Annotated in this window: 17 protein-coding genes and 5 tRNA genes; 17 read left to right on the top strand and 5 right to left on the bottom strand. The window is 71.3% G+C overall.

Going from position 1 to position 15,317, the window contains the following annotated elements; translation table 11 throughout:
- The first annotated feature begins 565 nt into the window (after window positions 1-565).
- The 9 genes from VM636_RS08790 to VM636_RS08750 all read left to right on the top strand — a co-directional run bounded on the left by VM636_RS08790 (window position 566) and on the right by VM636_RS08750 (window position 4,603).
- The gene (locus VM636_RS08790; RefSeq protein ID WP_030421515.1) at window positions 566-751 is read left to right on the top strand and encodes a hypothetical protein; all 186 of its coding nucleotides are present in this window, start codon (window positions 566-568) and stop codon (window positions 749-751) included.
- Between the two features lie 120 nt (window positions 752-871).
- Window positions 872-1,648: a fumarylacetoacetate hydrolase family protein gene (locus tag VM636_RS08785; RefSeq protein ID WP_053913633.1), complete on the top strand. Its 777-nt coding sequence runs from the start codon at window positions 872-874 to the stop codon at window positions 1,646-1,648.
- Window positions 1,641-3,125: a glutamate--tRNA ligase gene (gene gltX, locus VM636_RS08780; protein WP_338484247.1), complete on the top strand. Its 1,485-nt coding sequence runs from the start codon at window positions 1,641-1,643 to the stop codon at window positions 3,123-3,125. The genes VM636_RS08785 and gltX overlap by 8 nt, the downstream gene beginning before the upstream one ends.
- 118 nt (window positions 3,126-3,243) lie before the next feature.
- Window positions 3,244-3,975 carry an HAD family hydrolase gene (locus VM636_RS08775; RefSeq protein ID WP_030421518.1) on the top strand — a complete coding sequence of 244 codons (732 nt, stop codon included), beginning with the start codon at window positions 3,244-3,246 and terminating at the stop codon, window positions 3,973-3,975.
- A 90-nt stretch (window positions 3,976-4,065) separates the two neighbouring features.
- Window positions 4,066-4,137, top strand: a tRNA-Gln gene (locus VM636_RS08770).
- A gap of 42 nt (window positions 4,138-4,179) precedes the next feature.
- A tRNA-Glu gene (locus tag VM636_RS08765) sits at window positions 4,180-4,252 on the top strand.
- A gap of 85 nt (window positions 4,253-4,337) precedes the next feature.
- Window positions 4,338-4,410: transfer RNA gene (locus tag VM636_RS08760), tRNA-Glu, on the top strand.
- Between the two features lie 20 nt (window positions 4,411-4,430).
- Window positions 4,431-4,502: transfer RNA gene (locus tag VM636_RS08755), tRNA-Gln, on the top strand.
- A gap of 28 nt (window positions 4,503-4,530) precedes the next feature.
- A tRNA-Glu gene (locus tag VM636_RS08750) sits at window positions 4,531-4,603 on the top strand.
- Between the two features lie 217 nt (window positions 4,604-4,820).
- On the opposite strand, the gene ndgR is transcribed toward VM636_RS08750, so the two are convergent.
- The gene (gene ndgR, locus VM636_RS08745) at window positions 4,821-5,537 is read right to left on the bottom strand and encodes an IclR family transcriptional regulator NdgR (protein ID WP_011030305.1); all 717 of its coding nucleotides are present in this window, start codon (window positions 5,535-5,537) and stop codon (window positions 4,821-4,823) included.
- 196 nt (window positions 5,538-5,733) lie between these two features.
- Here ndgR and leuC point away from each other — a divergent pair, with 196 nt between their 5' ends.
- The 4 genes from leuC to VM636_RS08725 all read left to right on the top strand — a co-directional run bounded on the left by leuC (window position 5,734) and on the right by VM636_RS08725 (window position 9,065).
- The gene (leuC, locus tag VM636_RS08740; RefSeq protein WP_030421519.1) at window positions 5,734-7,164 is read left to right on the top strand and encodes a 3-isopropylmalate dehydratase large subunit; all 1,431 of its coding nucleotides are present in this window, start codon (window positions 5,734-5,736) and stop codon (window positions 7,162-7,164) included.
- 5 nt (window positions 7,165-7,169) lie between these two features.
- A complete protein-coding gene (gene leuD / locus VM636_RS08735; protein WP_338484246.1) occupies window positions 7,170-7,763 on the top strand; it encodes a 3-isopropylmalate dehydratase small subunit in 594 nt (197 codons plus the stop codon).
- Between the two features lie 275 nt (window positions 7,764-8,038).
- Complete coding sequence (locus VM636_RS08730) at window positions 8,039-8,269, top strand: hypothetical protein (RefSeq protein WP_030421521.1); 231 nt, start codon at window positions 8,039-8,041, stop codon at window positions 8,267-8,269.
- 136 nt (window positions 8,270-8,405) lie between these two features.
- Window positions 8,406-9,065 (top strand): HU family DNA-binding protein, encoded by a 660-nt coding sequence (locus VM636_RS08725; protein ID WP_030421522.1) that lies wholly within the window; start codon window positions 8,406-8,408, stop codon window positions 9,063-9,065.
- Window positions 9,066-9,162: 97 nt separating this feature from the next.
- Here VM636_RS08725 and VM636_RS08720 read toward each other — a convergent pair whose 3' ends face one another.
- Window positions 9,163-9,366, bottom strand: coding sequence for a hypothetical protein (locus VM636_RS08720; protein ID WP_030421523.1), 204 nt, complete (start codon window positions 9,364-9,366; stop codon window positions 9,163-9,165).
- Window positions 9,367-9,375: 9 nt separating this feature from the next.
- On the bottom strand, window positions 9,376-10,014 hold the full coding sequence (gene cofC, locus VM636_RS08715; RefSeq protein WP_030421524.1) for a 2-phospho-L-lactate guanylyltransferase: 639 nt from the start codon (window positions 10,012-10,014) through the stop codon (window positions 9,376-9,378).
- A 143-nt stretch (window positions 10,015-10,157) separates the two neighbouring features.
- Here cofC and VM636_RS08710 point away from each other — a divergent pair, with 143 nt between their 5' ends.
- The 4 genes from VM636_RS08710 to VM636_RS08695 all read left to right on the top strand — a co-directional run bounded on the left by VM636_RS08710 (window position 10,158) and on the right by VM636_RS08695 (window position 14,439).
- A complete protein-coding gene (locus VM636_RS08710) occupies window positions 10,158-10,952 on the top strand; it encodes a lysophospholipid acyltransferase family protein (RefSeq protein ID WP_030421525.1) in 795 nt (264 codons plus the stop codon).
- Window positions 10,949-11,959, top strand: a complete 1,011-nt coding sequence (locus tag VM636_RS08705) for an NAD(P)H-dependent glycerol-3-phosphate dehydrogenase (RefSeq protein WP_030421526.1) — start codon at window positions 10,949-10,951, stop codon at window positions 11,957-11,959. Before VM636_RS08710 ends, VM636_RS08705 begins: the two co-directional genes overlap by 4 nt.
- A 148-nt stretch (window positions 11,960-12,107) precedes the next feature.
- Window positions 12,108-13,262: a D-alanine--D-alanine ligase family protein gene (locus tag VM636_RS08700; protein ID WP_030421527.1), complete on the top strand. Its 1,155-nt coding sequence runs from the start codon at window positions 12,108-12,110 to the stop codon at window positions 13,260-13,262.
- A 220-nt stretch (window positions 13,263-13,482) separates the two neighbouring features.
- The gene (locus VM636_RS08695) at window positions 13,483-14,439 is read left to right on the top strand and encodes an IS481 family transposase (protein WP_338482875.1); all 957 of its coding nucleotides are present in this window, start codon (window positions 13,483-13,485) and stop codon (window positions 14,437-14,439) included.
- On the opposite strand, the gene VM636_RS08690 is transcribed toward VM636_RS08695, so the two are convergent.
- Entirely contained in the window at window positions 14,436-14,918 is a 483-nt protein-coding gene (locus VM636_RS08690; RefSeq protein ID WP_030421528.1) for a DUF3515 domain-containing protein, read from the bottom strand. The two genes, VM636_RS08695 and VM636_RS08690, sit on opposite strands and share 4 nt — an antisense overlap.
- 20 nt (window positions 14,919-14,938) lie before the next feature.
- Window positions 14,939-15,172 carry an Lrp/AsnC ligand binding domain-containing protein gene (locus VM636_RS08685; RefSeq protein WP_030421529.1) on the bottom strand — a complete coding sequence of 78 codons (234 nt, stop codon included), beginning with the start codon at window positions 15,170-15,172 and terminating at the stop codon, window positions 14,939-14,941.
- Between the last annotated feature and the right edge of the window lie 145 nt (window positions 15,173-15,317).

Below are 15,317 nucleotides of genomic sequence, written 5' to 3'. Positions count from 1 at the left end.
AACGGCACGGGCACGGTGTCGGCGTCTTGGGAGCGCCCTGAATACGCCCCCGTGGTGGTCGTCGGTGACCGGCGCTTTGGTTCCCCCTCGGGCCGCCGCGCGGCGCTGTGGTGCGCCCCCTGCGCGCCGGCTCGATACCTGCGGCGGTTCGACGAATTCCAGCACAGTGCAGGATCTCCAACAAGGCCCGCGGTCCAGGGTGTGGAATACGTGACACCATGTGAGGGCCGGATCACCGCGGGTAGAAAGGCTTCGGCGGCAAAACGGATGTATGTGCGCAAGTCCGCGAGGCGTGGGTCGTGTCCCAGTCGCCATGATCAGGAGCGGAATGGTGGGTTCAGGTGCATCATGTCCGTTTCGTCGGCATGGGTGACCGGTCGGGATTGACCGTTTTGACCAGTGATAAGTGAGGAAACTCACACGGTGATCACAGCCTCTCCCTGGGTTCGGCGGGAATTGCATGTTTAGCCTGACGATTTACAGAGAAGGCAAAACCGACAACCCGCGTCCCCCCAAGGGTGCTTGCACCCTCCCGGGCGCCGTACACGACAGGGTCACGTAAACCGTGAAGACGACGATGATGTTCCCCAAGACCGCCAACCCGCGGCGCACCACGCTGGCGCACCTGACCGACGCCGGCGAACTGCAGGTCCCGGAGCTCCCGGAGCACACCGCCGAGCTGCCCGCCCAGACCGCCAACCCGCGGCGCACGGTCCTGATGGAGGTCCCCGTCTCCGCCTTCGCCGAGTAGTACGGCCCCCGGCCGCCCGCCGTTCAGGCGGCCGTCCCCGCCTGAGCCGCCGGACGGACCGTCCGCGTTAGCCTGGAGCGTCAGACTTCAGCCCAGCTCAGCCAAGGGGTCACACCACCCGTGCGCATCGCCAGGTTCTCCATCGACGGGAACGTCGCCTTCGGCGCGGTCGAGGGCGACCAGCCGGACGAGCTCGTGCTCGACATCATCAAGGGCATCCCCTTCGCGGACTTCGAGCTCTCCGGCACCAAGGTGCCGCTGGGCAAGGTGCGCCTGCTGCCCCCGGTGCTGCCCAGCAAGGTCGTGGCCTTCGGCCGCAACTACGCCGAGCACGCCCGCGAACTCGGCAACGAGGTGCCCGACGCCCCGTTCGCCTTCTTCAAGCCCTCCACCTCGGTCGTCGGCCCCGGCGACGAGATCCGCCACCCCTCCTTCTCCGAGGAACTCCACCACGAGGCCGAGCTGGCCGTCGTGATCGGCCGCATGTGCCGCGAGGTCCCGCGCGACCGCGTCAAGGACGTGATCCTCGGCTACACCTGCGCCAACGACATCACCGCCCGGGACGTCCAGCGGCGCGAGAAGCAGTGGGCCCGCGCGAAGGGCTTCGACACCGCCTGCCCGCTCGGCCCCTGGGTGGAGACCGACCTCGACCCCGGCGACCTGACGATCCAGCTCACCGTCAACGGCGAGCAGCGCCAGCTCGGCCGCACCGGCGAGATGATCCACTCCGTCGAGGACCTGGTCGTCAACATCTCCGAGGCGATGACGCTGCTGCCCGGTGACGTGATCCTCACGGGCACCCCGGCCGGCGTCGGCCCCCTCCACGTCGGCGACGAAGTCGCCGTCACCATCGAAGGCATCGGCACTCTCACCAACAAGGTTGTCAAGCGTGGCTAGCGCATCCGGCTCCTCCGTCCGCGTCCGTTTCTGTCCCTCGCCCACCGGTAACCCCCACGTGGGCCTGGTCCGCACCGCCCTGTTCAACTGGGCGTTCGCCAAGCACCACCAGGGCACCCTGGTCTTCCGCATCGAGGACACCGACGCGGCCCGCGACTCCGAGGAGTCCTACGGCCAGCTCCTCGACGCGATGCGCTGGCTCGGCTTCGACTGGGACGAGGGCCCCGAGGTCGGCGGCCCCCACCCGCCCTACCGCCAGTCGCAGCGCATGGACGTCTACGCCGACGTCGCGCAGCGGCTCCTGGACTCCGGCCACGCCTACCGCTGCTACTGCTCCCAGGAGGAGCTGGACGAGCGCCGCGAGGCCGCCCGCGCCGCCGGCAGGCCCTCCGGGTACGACGGCCACTGCCGCGACCTGAGCGCGGCGCGGGTGGAGGAGTACGTGGCGCAGGGCCGCGAGCCCATCGTCCGCTTCCGCATGCCGGACGAGACGATCACCTTCACCGACCTGGTCCGCGGCGAGCTGACCTTCACCCCGGAGAACGTCCCGGACTACGGCATCGTCCGCGCCAACGGGGCCCCGCTCTACACCCTGGTCAACCCGGTCGACGACGCCCTGATGGAGATCACCCACGTCCTGCGCGGCGAGGACCTGCTCTCCTCCACCCCGCGGCAGGTCGCCCTCTACCGGGCGCTGATCGAGCTGGGCGTCGCCAAGGAGATCCCCGCCTTCGGCCACCTGCCCTACGTCATGGGCGACGGCAACAAGAAGCTCTCCAAGCGCGACCCGCAGTCGAGCCTGAACCTCTACCGGGAGCGCGGCTTCCTCCCCGAGGGCCTGCTCAACTACCTGTCGTTGCTCGGCTGGTCGCTCTCGGCCGACCGGGACGTCTTCACCATGGACGAGATGGTCGCCGCCTTCGACATCTCCGACGTCAACCCCAACCCGGCCCGCTTCGACCTCAAGAAGTGCGAGGCGATCAACGCCGACCACATCCGGATGCTCGGCGCCCAAGACTTCGCCGAGCGCTGCCGCCCGTGGCTGGAGGCCCCCGTCGCCCCCTGGGCGCCCGAGGACTTCGACGAGACGAAGTGGCAGGCGATCGCGCCGCACGCGCAGACCCGCCTCAAGGTGCTCTCCGAGATCACCGACAACGTCGACTTCCTCTTCCTCGCCGAGCCGGTCTTCGACGAGACCTCCTGGAACAAGGCGATGAAGGAGGGTTCGGACGCCCTGCTGCGCACCGCGCGGGAGAAGCTGGAGGCCGCCGACTGGACCTCCCCCGAGTCCCTGAAGGAGGCCGTCCTCGCGGCCGGCGAGGCGCACGGCCTCAAGCTCGGCAAGGCCCAGGCCCCGGTCCGCGTCGCGGTCACCGGCCGCACGGTCGGCCTGCCGCTCTTCGAGTCCCTGGAGGTCCTCGGCAAGGAGAAGGCGCTGGCCCGCGTGGACGCGGCGCTGGCCCGCCTCGCTGCCTGACCCACCCCGCGTGACGGCGCGGACACGCACCGGCGCGCACCGGCGCGGGACGGGGGCGGCACCCGGCGACGGGGCCGCCCCCTCGTGCGTCCGCACCCCGGCGGGTTACGGTCGGGGCATGGGGATCACAGCCGTCGTCTGGGACGTCGACGACACGCTCTTCGACTACACCACCGCCGACCGCGAGGGTCTCAGCGCCCACCTGGCGGCCGAGGGCGTCCTCGGCCGGTACGGGTCCGCCCACGAGGCCCTCGCCCGCTGGCGGGAGATCACCGACCGCCAGTGGGCCCGCTTCGCCGCCGGCGAGACCGACTTCGAGACCCAGCGCCGCGACCGCACCCGCGTCTTCCTGGAGCGGGACCTGACCGACGCCGAGGCCGACGACTGGTTCCGCCGCTACCTCGTCCACTACGAGGCCGCCTGGGCCCTCTTCCCGGACGTGCTGCCCGTCCTGGACGCCCTGGCCGGCAGCCACCGCCACGCCGTCCTCTCCAATTCCAGCCTCACCGTCCAGGACCGCAAGCTGCGCGTCCTGGGCGTGCACGACCGCTTCGAGACCATCCTGTGCGCCGCCGAACTGGGCGTCTCCAAGCCGGACGCCGCGGCCTTCCTGGCCGCCTGCGACGCCCTCGGCCTCGCCCCGCACGAGGTCGCCTACGTCGGCGACCACCCGGAGATCGACGGGCGCGGCGCCGCCGACGCCGGGCTGCTGTCGGTGTGGATCGACCGGGGCGGTCCGTACGCCGCCCTCGAACCGCCGTCCGGGCCGCGCCGTATCGCCTCCCTGTCCGAACTCCCCGCGCTCCTCGGCGCCGATACTCGTTTTGGAGCCCCGTCCACCTTCGGGTAATGTTCTTCCTGCGCCGCCGGGGAGCGGGCCGAAAGGCCGGGGAACCGGGACGTACACGAGAACAAGATCCCTCCGGGGCTTGCGTTCCAGTGGCCTATGGTGTAATTGGCAGCACGACTGATTCTGGTTCAGTTAGTCTTGGTTCGAGTCCAGGTAGGCCAGCTCGCAGAGCTCATCTGCGTCCGTGGAGGACTGCTCCACAAAGCCCCCGTTGTGTAGCGGCCTAGCACGCCGCCCTCTCAAGGCGGTAGCGCCGGTTCGAATCCGGTCGGGGGTACTGATCCATCCCGCGGGAACAATCGGGGTCGCACCCCTTGTTTCCACGGTGACAACGCCCGGCTCCGGCCGGGTGGGATCGCCAGGCCCCCGTTGTGTAGCGGCCTAGCACGCCGCCCTCTCAAGGCGGTAGCGCCGGTTCGAATCCGGTCGGGGGTACTGACTGGTCTAAACCACATTGGTCTATGGTGTAATTGGCAGCACGACTGATTCTGGTTCAGTTAGTCTTGGTTCGAGTCCAGGTAGACCAGCTCGGACCTGCGGAAACGCAGTGTCCAGGCCCCCGTTGTGTAGCGGCCTAGCACGCCGCCCTCTCAAGGCGGTAGCGCCGGTTCGAATCCGGTCGGGGGTACGTCATCGATGGCCCCTCGCTCAGGCGGGGGGCCATCGGCGTGTCCGGGGCCGGGCGGCCGGTACCGCGCACAACTCGCCCCGCGGCGGTACGGGTTCACCCCGGACCGGAGAGCGGGAGGGCCCGGCGTCGGGGAGCGGGGTCGTGGGACCGTGGTCGAGGGGAGCGCCCGCCGCGGCGTTGAGGCGGACACTCCCGAGGGGACGGTGGACGGCGGTCAGCCGTTGCGGCGCAGGGCCTCCGAGAGGCGGCCGGCGGCGTCGATGATCGCCTGGGCGTGCATCCGGCCCGGGTGCCGTGTCAGGCGCTCGATGGGCCCGGAGACGGACACCGCGGCCACCACGCGGTTGGACGGGCCGCGCACCGGCGCCGAGACCGACGCCACGCCCGGCTCCCGCTCGCCGATCGACTGGGCCCAGCCGCGCCGCCGTACCCCGGAGAGCGCCGTCGCCGTGAAGCGGGCGCCCTGCAGGCCCCGGTGCAGCCGCTCCGGCTCCTCCCAGGCCATGAGGATCTGCGCGGAGGAGCCGGCCTTCATGGTGAGCGTGGACCCGACCGGGACCGTGTCCCTGAGGCCCGACAGGCGCTCGGCCGCGGCCACGCAGATCCGCATGTCGCCCTGGCGCCGGTAGAGCTGCGCGCTCTCGCCCGTCACGTCCCGCAGGTGCGTGAGGACGGGGCCCGCCGTGGCGAGCAGCCGGTCCTCGCCGGCCGCGGCGGCCAGCTCCGCCAGCCGCGGGCCGAGGATGAACCTGCCCTGCATGTCCCGCGCCACCATGCGGTGGTGTTCCAGCGCCACGGCCAGGCGGTGGGCCGTGGGTCGTGCCAGTCCGGTCGCACCGACCAACCCCGCGAGGGTGGCCGGGCCGGACTCCAGAGCGCTCAGGACGAGGGCCGCCTTGTCCAGAACGCCGACGCCGCTACTGTTGTCCATGCAACGATACTTGCGTCTCACTCTGTGAAACGCAAGTTCAATTTTCCGTGGAACACGCCACCCTGGGTCCCACGACGTCACAGCGGCCCATGGACGGAACGGGCCTGGCGGCGGACGCCCGGACCAGGGGGGCGCGGGCGCCGCTTCCACACGATCTAGTTGGTTCGGCGCTCGGTCGCCGGCCGGAGGGAAAGCGATGGCCAGGACACTCGCGGAGAAGGTCTGGGACGACCATGTCGTCCGGCGCGCGGAGGGCGAGCCCGACCTGCTCTTCATCGATCTGCACCTCCTGCACGAGGTGACCAGCCCGCAGGCCTTCGACGGCCTGCGCAAGAACGGGCGCGAGGTGCGCCGGCTCGACCTCACCATCGCCACCGAGGACCACAACACCCCGACCGTCGACATCGACAAGCCCATCGCGGACCCGGTCTCCCGGGCCCAGCTCGAGACGCTGCGCAAGAACTGCGCCGACTTCGGCGTGCGGCTGCACCCGCTGGGCGACGTCGAGCAGGGCGTCGTGCACGTGGTCGGCCCGCAGCTCGGCCTGACCCAGCCCGGCACCACCGTGGTCTGCGGCGACTCGCACACCTCCACCCACGGCGCCTTCGGCGCGCTGGCCTTCGGCATCGGCACCTCGCAGGTCGAGCACGTGCTGGCCACCCAGACGCTGCCCCTGGCCCGTCCCAAGACCATGGCGATCACCGTCGACGGCGAACTGCCCGACGGCGTCACGGCCAAGGACCTGATCCTGGCGATCATCGCGAAGATCGGCACGGGCGGCGGCCAGGGCTACATCCTGGAGTACCGCGGCGAGGCCATCGAGAAGCTCTCGATGGAGGCCCGGATGACCATCTGCAACATGTCGATCGAGGCCGGTGCCCGCGCGGGCATGATCGCCCCCGACGAGACCACCTTCGCCTACCTCAAGGGCCGCCCGCACGCCCCCGAGGGCGAGGACTGGGACGCGGCCGTCGCGTACTGGAAGACGCTGAGGACCGACGAGGACGCCGAGTTCGACGCCGAGGTCGTCATCGACGCCGCCGAGCTGTCCCCGTTCGTCACCTGGGGCACCAACCCCGGCCAGGGGGCGCCGCTGTCCGCCGCCGTGCCCGACCCCGCCTCCTACGAGGACGCGTCGGAGCGCCTCGCCGCCGAAAAGGCCCTGGAGTACATGGGATTGGAGGCCGGGCAGCCGCTGCGCTCCATCAAGGTGGACACCGTCTTCGTGGGGTCCTGCACCAACGGGCGCATCGAGGACCTGCGTGCCGCCGCCGACATCCTGCGGAGCCGCAAGGTCGCCGACGGCGTGCGCATGCTGGTCGTCCCCGGCTCCGCCCGGGTCGGCCTCCAGGCCGTCTCCGAGGGCCTGGACCAGGTCTTCAAGGAGGCCGGGGCCGAGTGGCGGCACGCGGGCTGCTCGATGTGCCTGGGCATGAACCCGGACCAGCTCGCCCCCGGTGAGCGTTCCGCGTCCACCTCCAACCGCAACTTCGAGGGCAGGCAGGGCAAGGGCGGCCGCACCCACCTGGTCTCCCCGCAGGTCGCCGCCGCCACCGCCGTCACCGGCCACCTGGCCGCCCCGGCCGACCTGGCCGCCGCCGACGTCCCCACGCCCGCTGGAGTCTGAGAGTCATGGAAGCCTTCACCACCCACACCGGCCGGGCCGTCCCGCTGCGCCGCAGCAACGTCGACACCGACCAGATCATCCCCGCCCACTGGCTCAAGAAGGTCACCCGGGACGGTTTCGAGGACGGGCTCTTCGAGGCCTGGCGCAAGGACCCGTCCTTCGTGCTGAACCAGCCCGAGCGCGAGGGCGCCTCGGTCCTGGTGGCCGGCCCCGACTTCGGCACCGGCTCCTCCCGCGAGCACGCCGTCTGGGCCCTGCAGAACTACGGCTTCAAGGCCGTGATCTCCTCCCGGTTCGCCGACATCTTCCGCGGCAACTCGCTGAAGAACGGCCTGCTGACCGTGGTCCTCGACCAGAAGGTCGTGGACGCCCTCTGGGCGCTGACCGACGCCGACCCGCAGGCCGAGATCACCGTCGACCTGGAGGCTCGCGAGGTCCGCGCCGAGGGCGTCACCGCCGCCTTCGAGCTGGACGAGAACTCCCGCTGGCGGCTGCTGAACGGCCTCGACGACATCTCGCTCACGCTCCGCGACGAGAGCGACATCGCCGCCTACGAGGCGACGCGCCCGTCCTTCAAGCCGCGGACGCTCCCGGTCTGACCCGGGCGGCCGGCCCACCGCCGGCACAGTCGACTTTCGGCCACCCCAGCACCGCCTCCGTACCCCCGATCGGTCCGATCGGGGGTACGGCCGTGTCGGGGCGTCGTCCGTCGCGCCGAGGCGCCCTCGGATCGGCAACTTCCCACGTTAGAGCCGTGGTTGCAGGGGTACACGCCCCCTGGAGCCACGGCTCTCGCGCGTCCCGGAACGACGTGCCGAGACGCGAGTTGCCCCCTGCGCAGGCGACAACTCGCCCCAGATGGCACAATCTGTGCATGGAACACGACGGCCAACTCGAGCTCTATGCGGCGGTCGCGGTCCGGCTCAAAGAAGCGCACGCGAAGGTGCGCGCACTGCAAGTCCCGGAGGGCGTACGGATGGCGCTGACCCGGAAGCTGCTGGTCATTACGGCCGCGGCCAAACACGATCTGCCCGGTGCGGCGCGGCGTCTGGAGCGGTTCACGGCGGACCTCGACGAGGGTCGGCTCCCCGAAGAGGAAGCCTGAACAGGCCGAGACAGCCGAGTCCGTTGCGGCACAAGGGTGATTAGCCCGTTTCGCGTTTGATTTGCGGTATATATCTGCCTAACGTGCGAAAAAGCCTGAACGCATTCGTTCCGGCAATGTCTCCGAAGGGGAAGACGTGAACAAGGCGCAGCTCGTAGAAGCGATTGCCGACAAGCTGGGCGGACGGCAGCAGGCCGCCGACGCCGTCGACGCGGTCCTGGACGCCCTCGTCCGCGCGGTGGTCGCGGGGGACCGGGTGTCGGTCACCGGTTTCGGTTCCTTCGAGAAGGTGGAGCGTCCCGCCCGCTACGCCCGCAACCCCCAGACGGGCGAGCGGGTTCGGGTCAAGAAGACCTCCGTGCCCCGCTTCCGCGCGGGCCAGGGTTTCAAGGACCTGGTGAGCGGCTCGAAGAAGCTCCCGAAGAACGACATCGCGGTCAAGAAGGCCCCCAAGGGCAGCCTGTCGGGCCCCACGCCGACCATCGCCAAGGCCGCGGGAAAGAAGGCCGCCGCCAAGAAGGCGACCACGGCGGCGAAGAAGGCCACCCCCACGGCGAAGAAGACCACCGCGGCGAAGAAGGCCACCCCCGCCAAGAAGACGGGCGCGGCCAAGACCACGGCGGCGGCGAAGAAGAGCACGGCGAAGAAGGCCACGGCGAAGACCACCACCGCCACGGCGAAGAAGACCGCCGCCAAGAAGGCTCCCGCGAAGAAGGCGACCGCCAAGAAGGCCCCCGCCAAGAAGTCGACCGCCCGCAAGACCACCGCCAAGAAGACCACCGCCCGCAAGAAGTAGCGGCGGGCCACCGGGCAGCAGGGCACTCACGCGCCGGGCCGGACTCCCCATCGGAGCCCGGCCCGCGGCGTGTCCGGGGGCGCCCGCGCGGCCCGCGTCAGAAGGTCTGGAGCGTCACCAGCGTGATCCGGCGGTCCGCGCCCGCCCCCTCGGTCTCCACGCGCACGCGCTGTCCGGGCCGCAGGAGCCGCAGGCCCCCCGCGTCGAACGCCGCCGTGTCGAAGGGCACCGGGGTGCCGTCGTCGAGCAGCACCTGCCCGCTGCGGCTGTCGGGGTCGTACGTGTACGCGGTCGCCTGCATACCGGCAGCCTACGTCCCCACCGCGGGCAACCGCGCGGCCACCGCGGCCGTATGAGGACCCACCCCCAGCGCCAGCGCCGTCCGCAGGTCCTCGCCGGTGTCGACGTCCTGCCGTACGGAATCCACCCCGGCGGGGAGCAGCTCCGCCGCGCCCGACGCGCGGTGGCGGAAGCGGGAACGCACGCCGAAAGCCGGTGACAATTCCCGGCCCGGGGCGGCCGTCAGCAAGGTCGTGCCGATTCCCGCCGCGTCCGGGAGAAAAGCGCGGGGGAAACACGCCGCCGCCGACAGCGCGCGGGCCAATTCCACCGGCCGCAGCGCGGGGAGATCCGCGTTCAGCGCGGCCACCGCGCTTTCGGGGAGGAGCGCCCGCACCCGCGCCGCGCCGTGGGCCAGGGCGGCGTTCAGACCGGCGTCCGGTTCGTCCGGGACGACGCCGGCGCCGAGGGCCGCCAGGGCGCCGGCCGCCCGCGGATCGTCCGTGACGACGGCCACACCCGCGACCGCCGGGCAGGCCAGCGCGGCCGCCACGGTGTCCTGGGCGAACGCCAGCGCGAGCCCCGGCCGCACCCCGTCGTGGGCCGTGTCCGCCAGCCTGCTCTTGGCCCGGGCCAAGGGCTTCACGGGTACCACCAGGGTCCACTGCACGGGCGTTCCGTCCTTCTCTCGTCGCCGTCATTGTCACCCGGGGTATCTGGCGGTTCCCCCGTCGGGGCGTACGGTGTTCTCGACAGACGCGCGGCCCGGGGCGACACTTGTCCGTCCCCAGGCCCTGGAGGAAAGGTGTCCGCGTGCCCCGCCGCCGAATCGGCTTCTGGTACCGCTTCGCCGCGGTGATCTGCAAACCGCCGCTGGTGGTTCTGCTCAAGCGGGACTGGCGGGGAATGGAGAACATTCCGGCCGACGGCGGATTCATCACCGCCGTGAACCACAATTCGCACGTCGATCCCTTCGCGTACGCGCACTATCAGTACAACACCGGACGGGTGCCGCGGTTCCTGGCGAAGAGCGGTCTTTTCCGGAAAGGTCTCGTCGGCGCCGCGATGCGCGGCACCGGGCAGATCCCCGTCTACCGCGAGAGCACCGACGCGCTCAGCGCCTTCCGCGCCGCGATCGACGCGGTGGAGCGCGGCGAGTGCGTCGCCTTCTACCCGGAGGGCACCCTGACCCGCGACCCCGACGGCTGGCCCATGACCGGCAAGACCGGCGCGGCGCGCGTCGCGCTCCAGACCCGCTGCCCGGTGATCCCGGTCGCCCAGTGGGGCTGCAACGAACTCCTGCCGCCCTACGCCAAGAAGCCCCACCTGCTGCCGCGCAAGACCCACCGCGTGCTGGCCGGGCCGCCGGTCGACCTCTCCCGCTTCTACGGCCAGGAGATGACCGCGGAACTGCTCAAGGAGGTCACCGAGGCCATCATGGCCGACGTGACCCGGCTGCTGGAGGAGATCCGGGGCGAGAAGGCGCCCGAGACCCCCTACGACCCGCGTCGCGAGCGGATCGAGCAGCGGCGCCGCACCGAGGCGCAGACGCAGACGCCGGCGCAGGAGCGGGCACAGGAGCAGCACGCGGAAGGGCAGAGCACGTGAGCACAGCGGTCAGGGCGGCCGTCTTCGGCACCGGTTCCTGGGGCACCGCCTTCGGCGCGGTCCTCGCCGACGCGGGATGCGAGGTGACCCTGTGGGGGCGCCGCGCCGCACTCGCCGACGCGGTCAACTCCACCCGCACCAACCCGGACTACCTGCCCGGGGTGGAACTCCCGGCGAACCTGCGGGCCACCACCGACGCCGCCGAGGCCGCCGCGGGCGCGGACTTCACCGTCCTCGCCGTCCCCTCCCAGACGCTGCGCGAGAACCTGGCCGCCTGGACGTCGCTGCTGGCGCCCGGCACCGTCCTCGTCTCGCTGATGAAGGGCGTCGAACTCGGCTCCGCGATGCGGATGAGCGAGGTCATCGAGGACGTCGCCGGCGCCGCCGCCGACCGGGTCGCCGTCGTCACCGGCCCCAACCTGGCCCGCGAGATCGCCGCGCGCATGCCGGCCGCCGCCGTGGTCGCCTGCCGCGACGAGGAGGTGGCCCGCCGCCTCCAGACCGCCTGCCACACCCCCTACTTCCGCCCCTACACCAACACCGACGTGGTCGGCTGCGAACTGGGCGGCGCCGTCAAGAACGTCATCGGCCTCGCCGTCGGCATCGCGGACGGCATGGGCCTCGGCGACAACGCCAAGGGCTCCCTCATCACCCGCGGGCTCGCCGAGACCACCCGGCTCGGCGTGGCGCTCGGCGCGGACCCGCTGACCTTCTCCGGACTGGCCGGACTCGGCGACCTGGTGGCCACCTGCTCCTCGCCGCTCTCCCGCAACCACACCTTCGGCACCAACCTCGGCAAGGGCATGACCCTCCAGGAGACCATCGCGGTCACCCGGCAGACCGCCGAGGGCGTCAAGTCCTGCGAGTCCGTGCTGGATCTGGCCCGCCGGCACGGCGTCGACATGCCGATCACCGAGACGGTCGTCGCCATCGTGCACGAGGGCAAGTCCCCGGTGACCGCCGTGGCCGAACTGATGGGGCGCAGCGCCAAGCCCGAGCGGCGCTGAACCGGCCGCGGGGCCCCGGCCGGGCCCCGCCGGCCACGACGCTGAGCGACCGTCCCGGCGACAGCGCGCGACCGTCCGTGGGACGTTGCGGAGAGGCGGCCCGGCGGGCGCAGACGCGCGGAATACCACCGGGTACTCTCGACGCGATATGAGCACCGAGAACCTCCCCCAGAGCCCTGAGCCGCCGCGCAAGCCGCGGGTGGCCGTCGTGTTCGGCGGACGCAGCTCCGAACACGGGATCTCCATGGTCACCGCGGGCGCCGTCCTCGCGGCCATCGACCGGTCGGCGTACGACGTCCTGCCGATCGGCATCACCCGCGAAGGCCGGTGGGTGCTCACGGCCGACGAACCGGAACGCATGGCCATCACCGAGCGGCGCACGCCCAGCGTGGACCAGCTCGCCGAGTCCGCCGACGGCGCCGTGGTGCTGCCCGTCGACCCGGGCAACCGCGAAGTCGTCTACAGCGAGCCCGGTTCGGTGCCCAAGGCGCTCGGCGAGGTGGACGTCGTCTTCCCGGTGCTGCACGGCCCCTACGGGGAGGACGGCACCCTCCAGGGCCTGCTGGAACTGTCCGGGGTCCCCTACGTCGGCTCGGGCGTGCTCGCCTCGGCCGTCGGCCAGGACAAGGAGTACATGAAGCGGGTCTTCGCCTCCTTCGGGCTGAAGGTCGGCCCCTACGAGGTGATCCGGCCCCGCGACTGGGAGCGGGACCGGCCCGCCGCCCGCAAGCGGATCGTGGACTTCGCCGCGGAGCACGGCTGGCCGCTCTTCGTGAAGCCCGCCCGCGCCGGCTCCTCGATCGGCATCACCAAGGTCGAGGACCTCGCCGGGCTCGACGAGGCCATCGAGGAGGCCCGCGCCCACGACCCGAAGATCCTCGTCGAGGCGGCCCTGCGGGGCCGGGAGATCGAGTGCGGGGTGCTGGAGTTCGAGGACGGCCCCCGGGCCTCCGTCCCCGCCGAGATCCCGCCGCCCTCCTCGCAGGCGTACTACGACTTCGAGGCCAAGTACATCGACTCCACGCCGGGCATCGTCCCCGCCCCGCTCACGCCGGAGGAGACCGCCGAGGTGCGGCGGCTGGCCGTCGAGGCGTTCGAGGCGGCCTCCTGCGAGGGGCTGGTGCGCGCGGACTTCTTCCTCACCGAGGACGGCGAGTTCGTGATCAACGAGATCAACACGATGCCCGGTTTCACGCCGATCTCGATGTACCCGCAGATGTGGCAGGCGAGCGGCGTCGGCTACCCGGAGCTGGTGGACCGGCTCATCTCGGCGGCGCTGCGCCGCTCCACGGGCCTGCGCTGAGCCACCGGGGCCGGTCGCGGTCGGCGGCTCGCCGGCGTCTGGGGTCTTTCGTTGGGATCAGGCCGGATCAGGGTGCCGGGCCCCGCGAGCCCGGCGTGATCCCAACGAAAGGCCCTAGGTGTATTGATCACGAGCGTTGTTGACACTGCTGGATCTTGAACATGGCGAAGACCTCCGGTGTGGTGGGAGCTGTCTAGGAACTCACCGCACGGAGGTCTTCGTGCCCCACCGTAATGCCCGGCTGACCGTCTTCGGTAGAAGACTGCTGGTCGAACGTGTCTGCTCAGGCCGTCCGGTCGCTCACGTGGCCGCCGAGATGGGTATCTCCCGGGCCACGGCTCACAAATGGATCCGCAGGTGGCGGGCTGAAGGCGAGGCGGGCCTGCACGACCGGTCGAGCCGGCCTCACACGACGCCGCACCGGACCGCGGCCTCGGTCGAAACCCGCGTCTGCGACCTGCGACAGAGCCGCAAGCTCGGGCCGGCCAGGATCGGCCCGATCCTGGGCCTGCCCGCCTCGACCGTCCACCGGATCCTGACCCGCCACCGGCTCAACCGCCTGGCCTGGCTCGACCGCCCCACCGGCACGCTGATCCGCCGCTACGAACGCGAGCGTCCCGGGGAACTCATCCACGTCGACGTGAAGAAACTCGGCCGGATCCCCGACGGCGGCGGTCACAAAGCGCTGGGCCGCCAGGCCGGCCGGGCCACCCGCAACAACATGGGCTTCGACTACGTCCACTCCGCCGTCGACGACCACACCCGCCTCGCCTACAGCGAGATCCACGGCGACGAGAAGACCGCGACCTGCGCGGGCTTCCTCACCCGCGCGGCCACGTTCTTCCACAGCCAGGGCATCACCCGGATCGAGCGGGTGCTGACCGACAACGCCTGGGCCTACCGCAAGGGCCTGGCCTGGAAGGCAGTCCTGGCCGAGCTCGGCGCGACCGGCAAGCTGACCCGGGCCTACCGGCCGCAGACCAACGGCAAGGTCGAACGCTTCAACCGCACCCTGCTCGACGAATGGGCCTACCTGCGGCCCTACACCTCAAACACCGAACGGACCGAAGCCCTGGCAGACTTCCTCCACACCTACAACCACCACCGCTGCCACACCGCACTGGACGGACACCCGCCCATCAGCCGTGTCAACAACGCTGCGGGTCAATACACCTAGGAGGCGATTCCCTCGGGGATCGCCTTCTTCACGGCCGGGGCCAGATCGACCAGCGGCGCCATTCCGCCGTCCGCCCGCTCGGCGGGGATGGTCACCTCGACGTACGCCTCCCGCAGCGTCGTGGTGAACCGGAACCCTCCGTCGTCCCGCCTGAGCAACTGCCAGCCCACTCCGTCGACCTCGACCCCGTCCGCCGCGGGATCGTCCATCTCGGCGGGCCGTTCCACACCGCAGCGCAGTATGATCACCGGGTTTCCCCAGCCCGCCGTCAGCTTCGAGGCGGGCGAGGGGTCCTCACGCTCCAGGCCGTCCACGGTCGGCGGCAGCGCCGAGTCCAGGTTCCGGCACAGTCCGGCGGCCTTCGCGTCCGGGCTCGGGACCGGCACCGGGGCACCGTCGTCCGCGGTGGTGCAGCCGGCGGCGGCGATCAGCAGGACGAGGGCGGGCAGGCGGCGGGGCCGGTGGCGGAAGGATGTCACCGGCACAGCGTAGACGGGGGCTAGAGATGGACGACCGGGCAGGTCAGAGTACGGGTGATCCCGTCCACCTGCTGGACTTTGGCGACCACCATGCGGCCCAGGGCATCGACGGTGTCGGACTGCGCCCGGACAATGACGTCATAGGGTCCCGTCACGTCCTCGGCCTGGATCACGCCGGGGATCTCCCCGATCGTCCGGGCGACGGCCGACGCCTTGCCGACCTCCGTCTGGATCAGGATGTACGCCTGTACCACGGAACCTCCAGGGCGGCCACGGGGATCATGTGCGGGAAAAAGGAACGCCACGGTATCGCGTCGTCCCTTCCGGCGGGGAGACCCGCGGGGCGGGGACACGCCGGGCATCCGGCGACGACGCGCGATCGGCACCCACGCGGCCGGG

Source organism: Streptomyces sp. SCSIO 75703, assembly GCF_036607905.1.
GTDB lineage: Bacteria > Actinomycetota > Actinomycetes > Streptomycetales > Streptomycetaceae > Streptomyces.
This window is presented reverse-complemented; position numbering and strand designations above follow the sequence as displayed.

Coding starts and splice junctions, on each gene's coding strand:
- ndgR (WP_011030305.1), bottom strand. CDS start 5,537: ATGGACAACAGTAGCGGCGTCGGCGTTCTGGACAAGGCGGCCCTCGTC.
- VM636_RS08730 (WP_030421521.1), top strand. CDS start 8,039: ATGGAACACGACGGCCAACTCGAGCTCTATGCGGCGGTCGCGGTCCGG.
- VM636_RS08720 (WP_030421523.1), bottom strand. CDS start 9,366: ATGCAGGCGACCGCGTACACGTACGACCCCGACAGCCGCAGCGGGCAG.
- VM636_RS08775 (WP_030421518.1), top strand. CDS start 3,244: ATGGGGATCACAGCCGTCGTCTGGGACGTCGACGACACGCTCTTCGAC.
- VM636_RS08700 (WP_030421527.1), top strand. CDS start 12,108: ATGAGCACCGAGAACCTCCCCCAGAGCCCTGAGCCGCCGCGCAAGCCG.
- leuC (WP_030421519.1), top strand. CDS start 5,734: ATGGCCAGGACACTCGCGGAGAAGGTCTGGGACGACCATGTCGTCCGG.
- leuD (WP_338484246.1), top strand. CDS start 7,170: ATGGAAGCCTTCACCACCCACACCGGCCGGGCCGTCCCGCTGCGCCGC.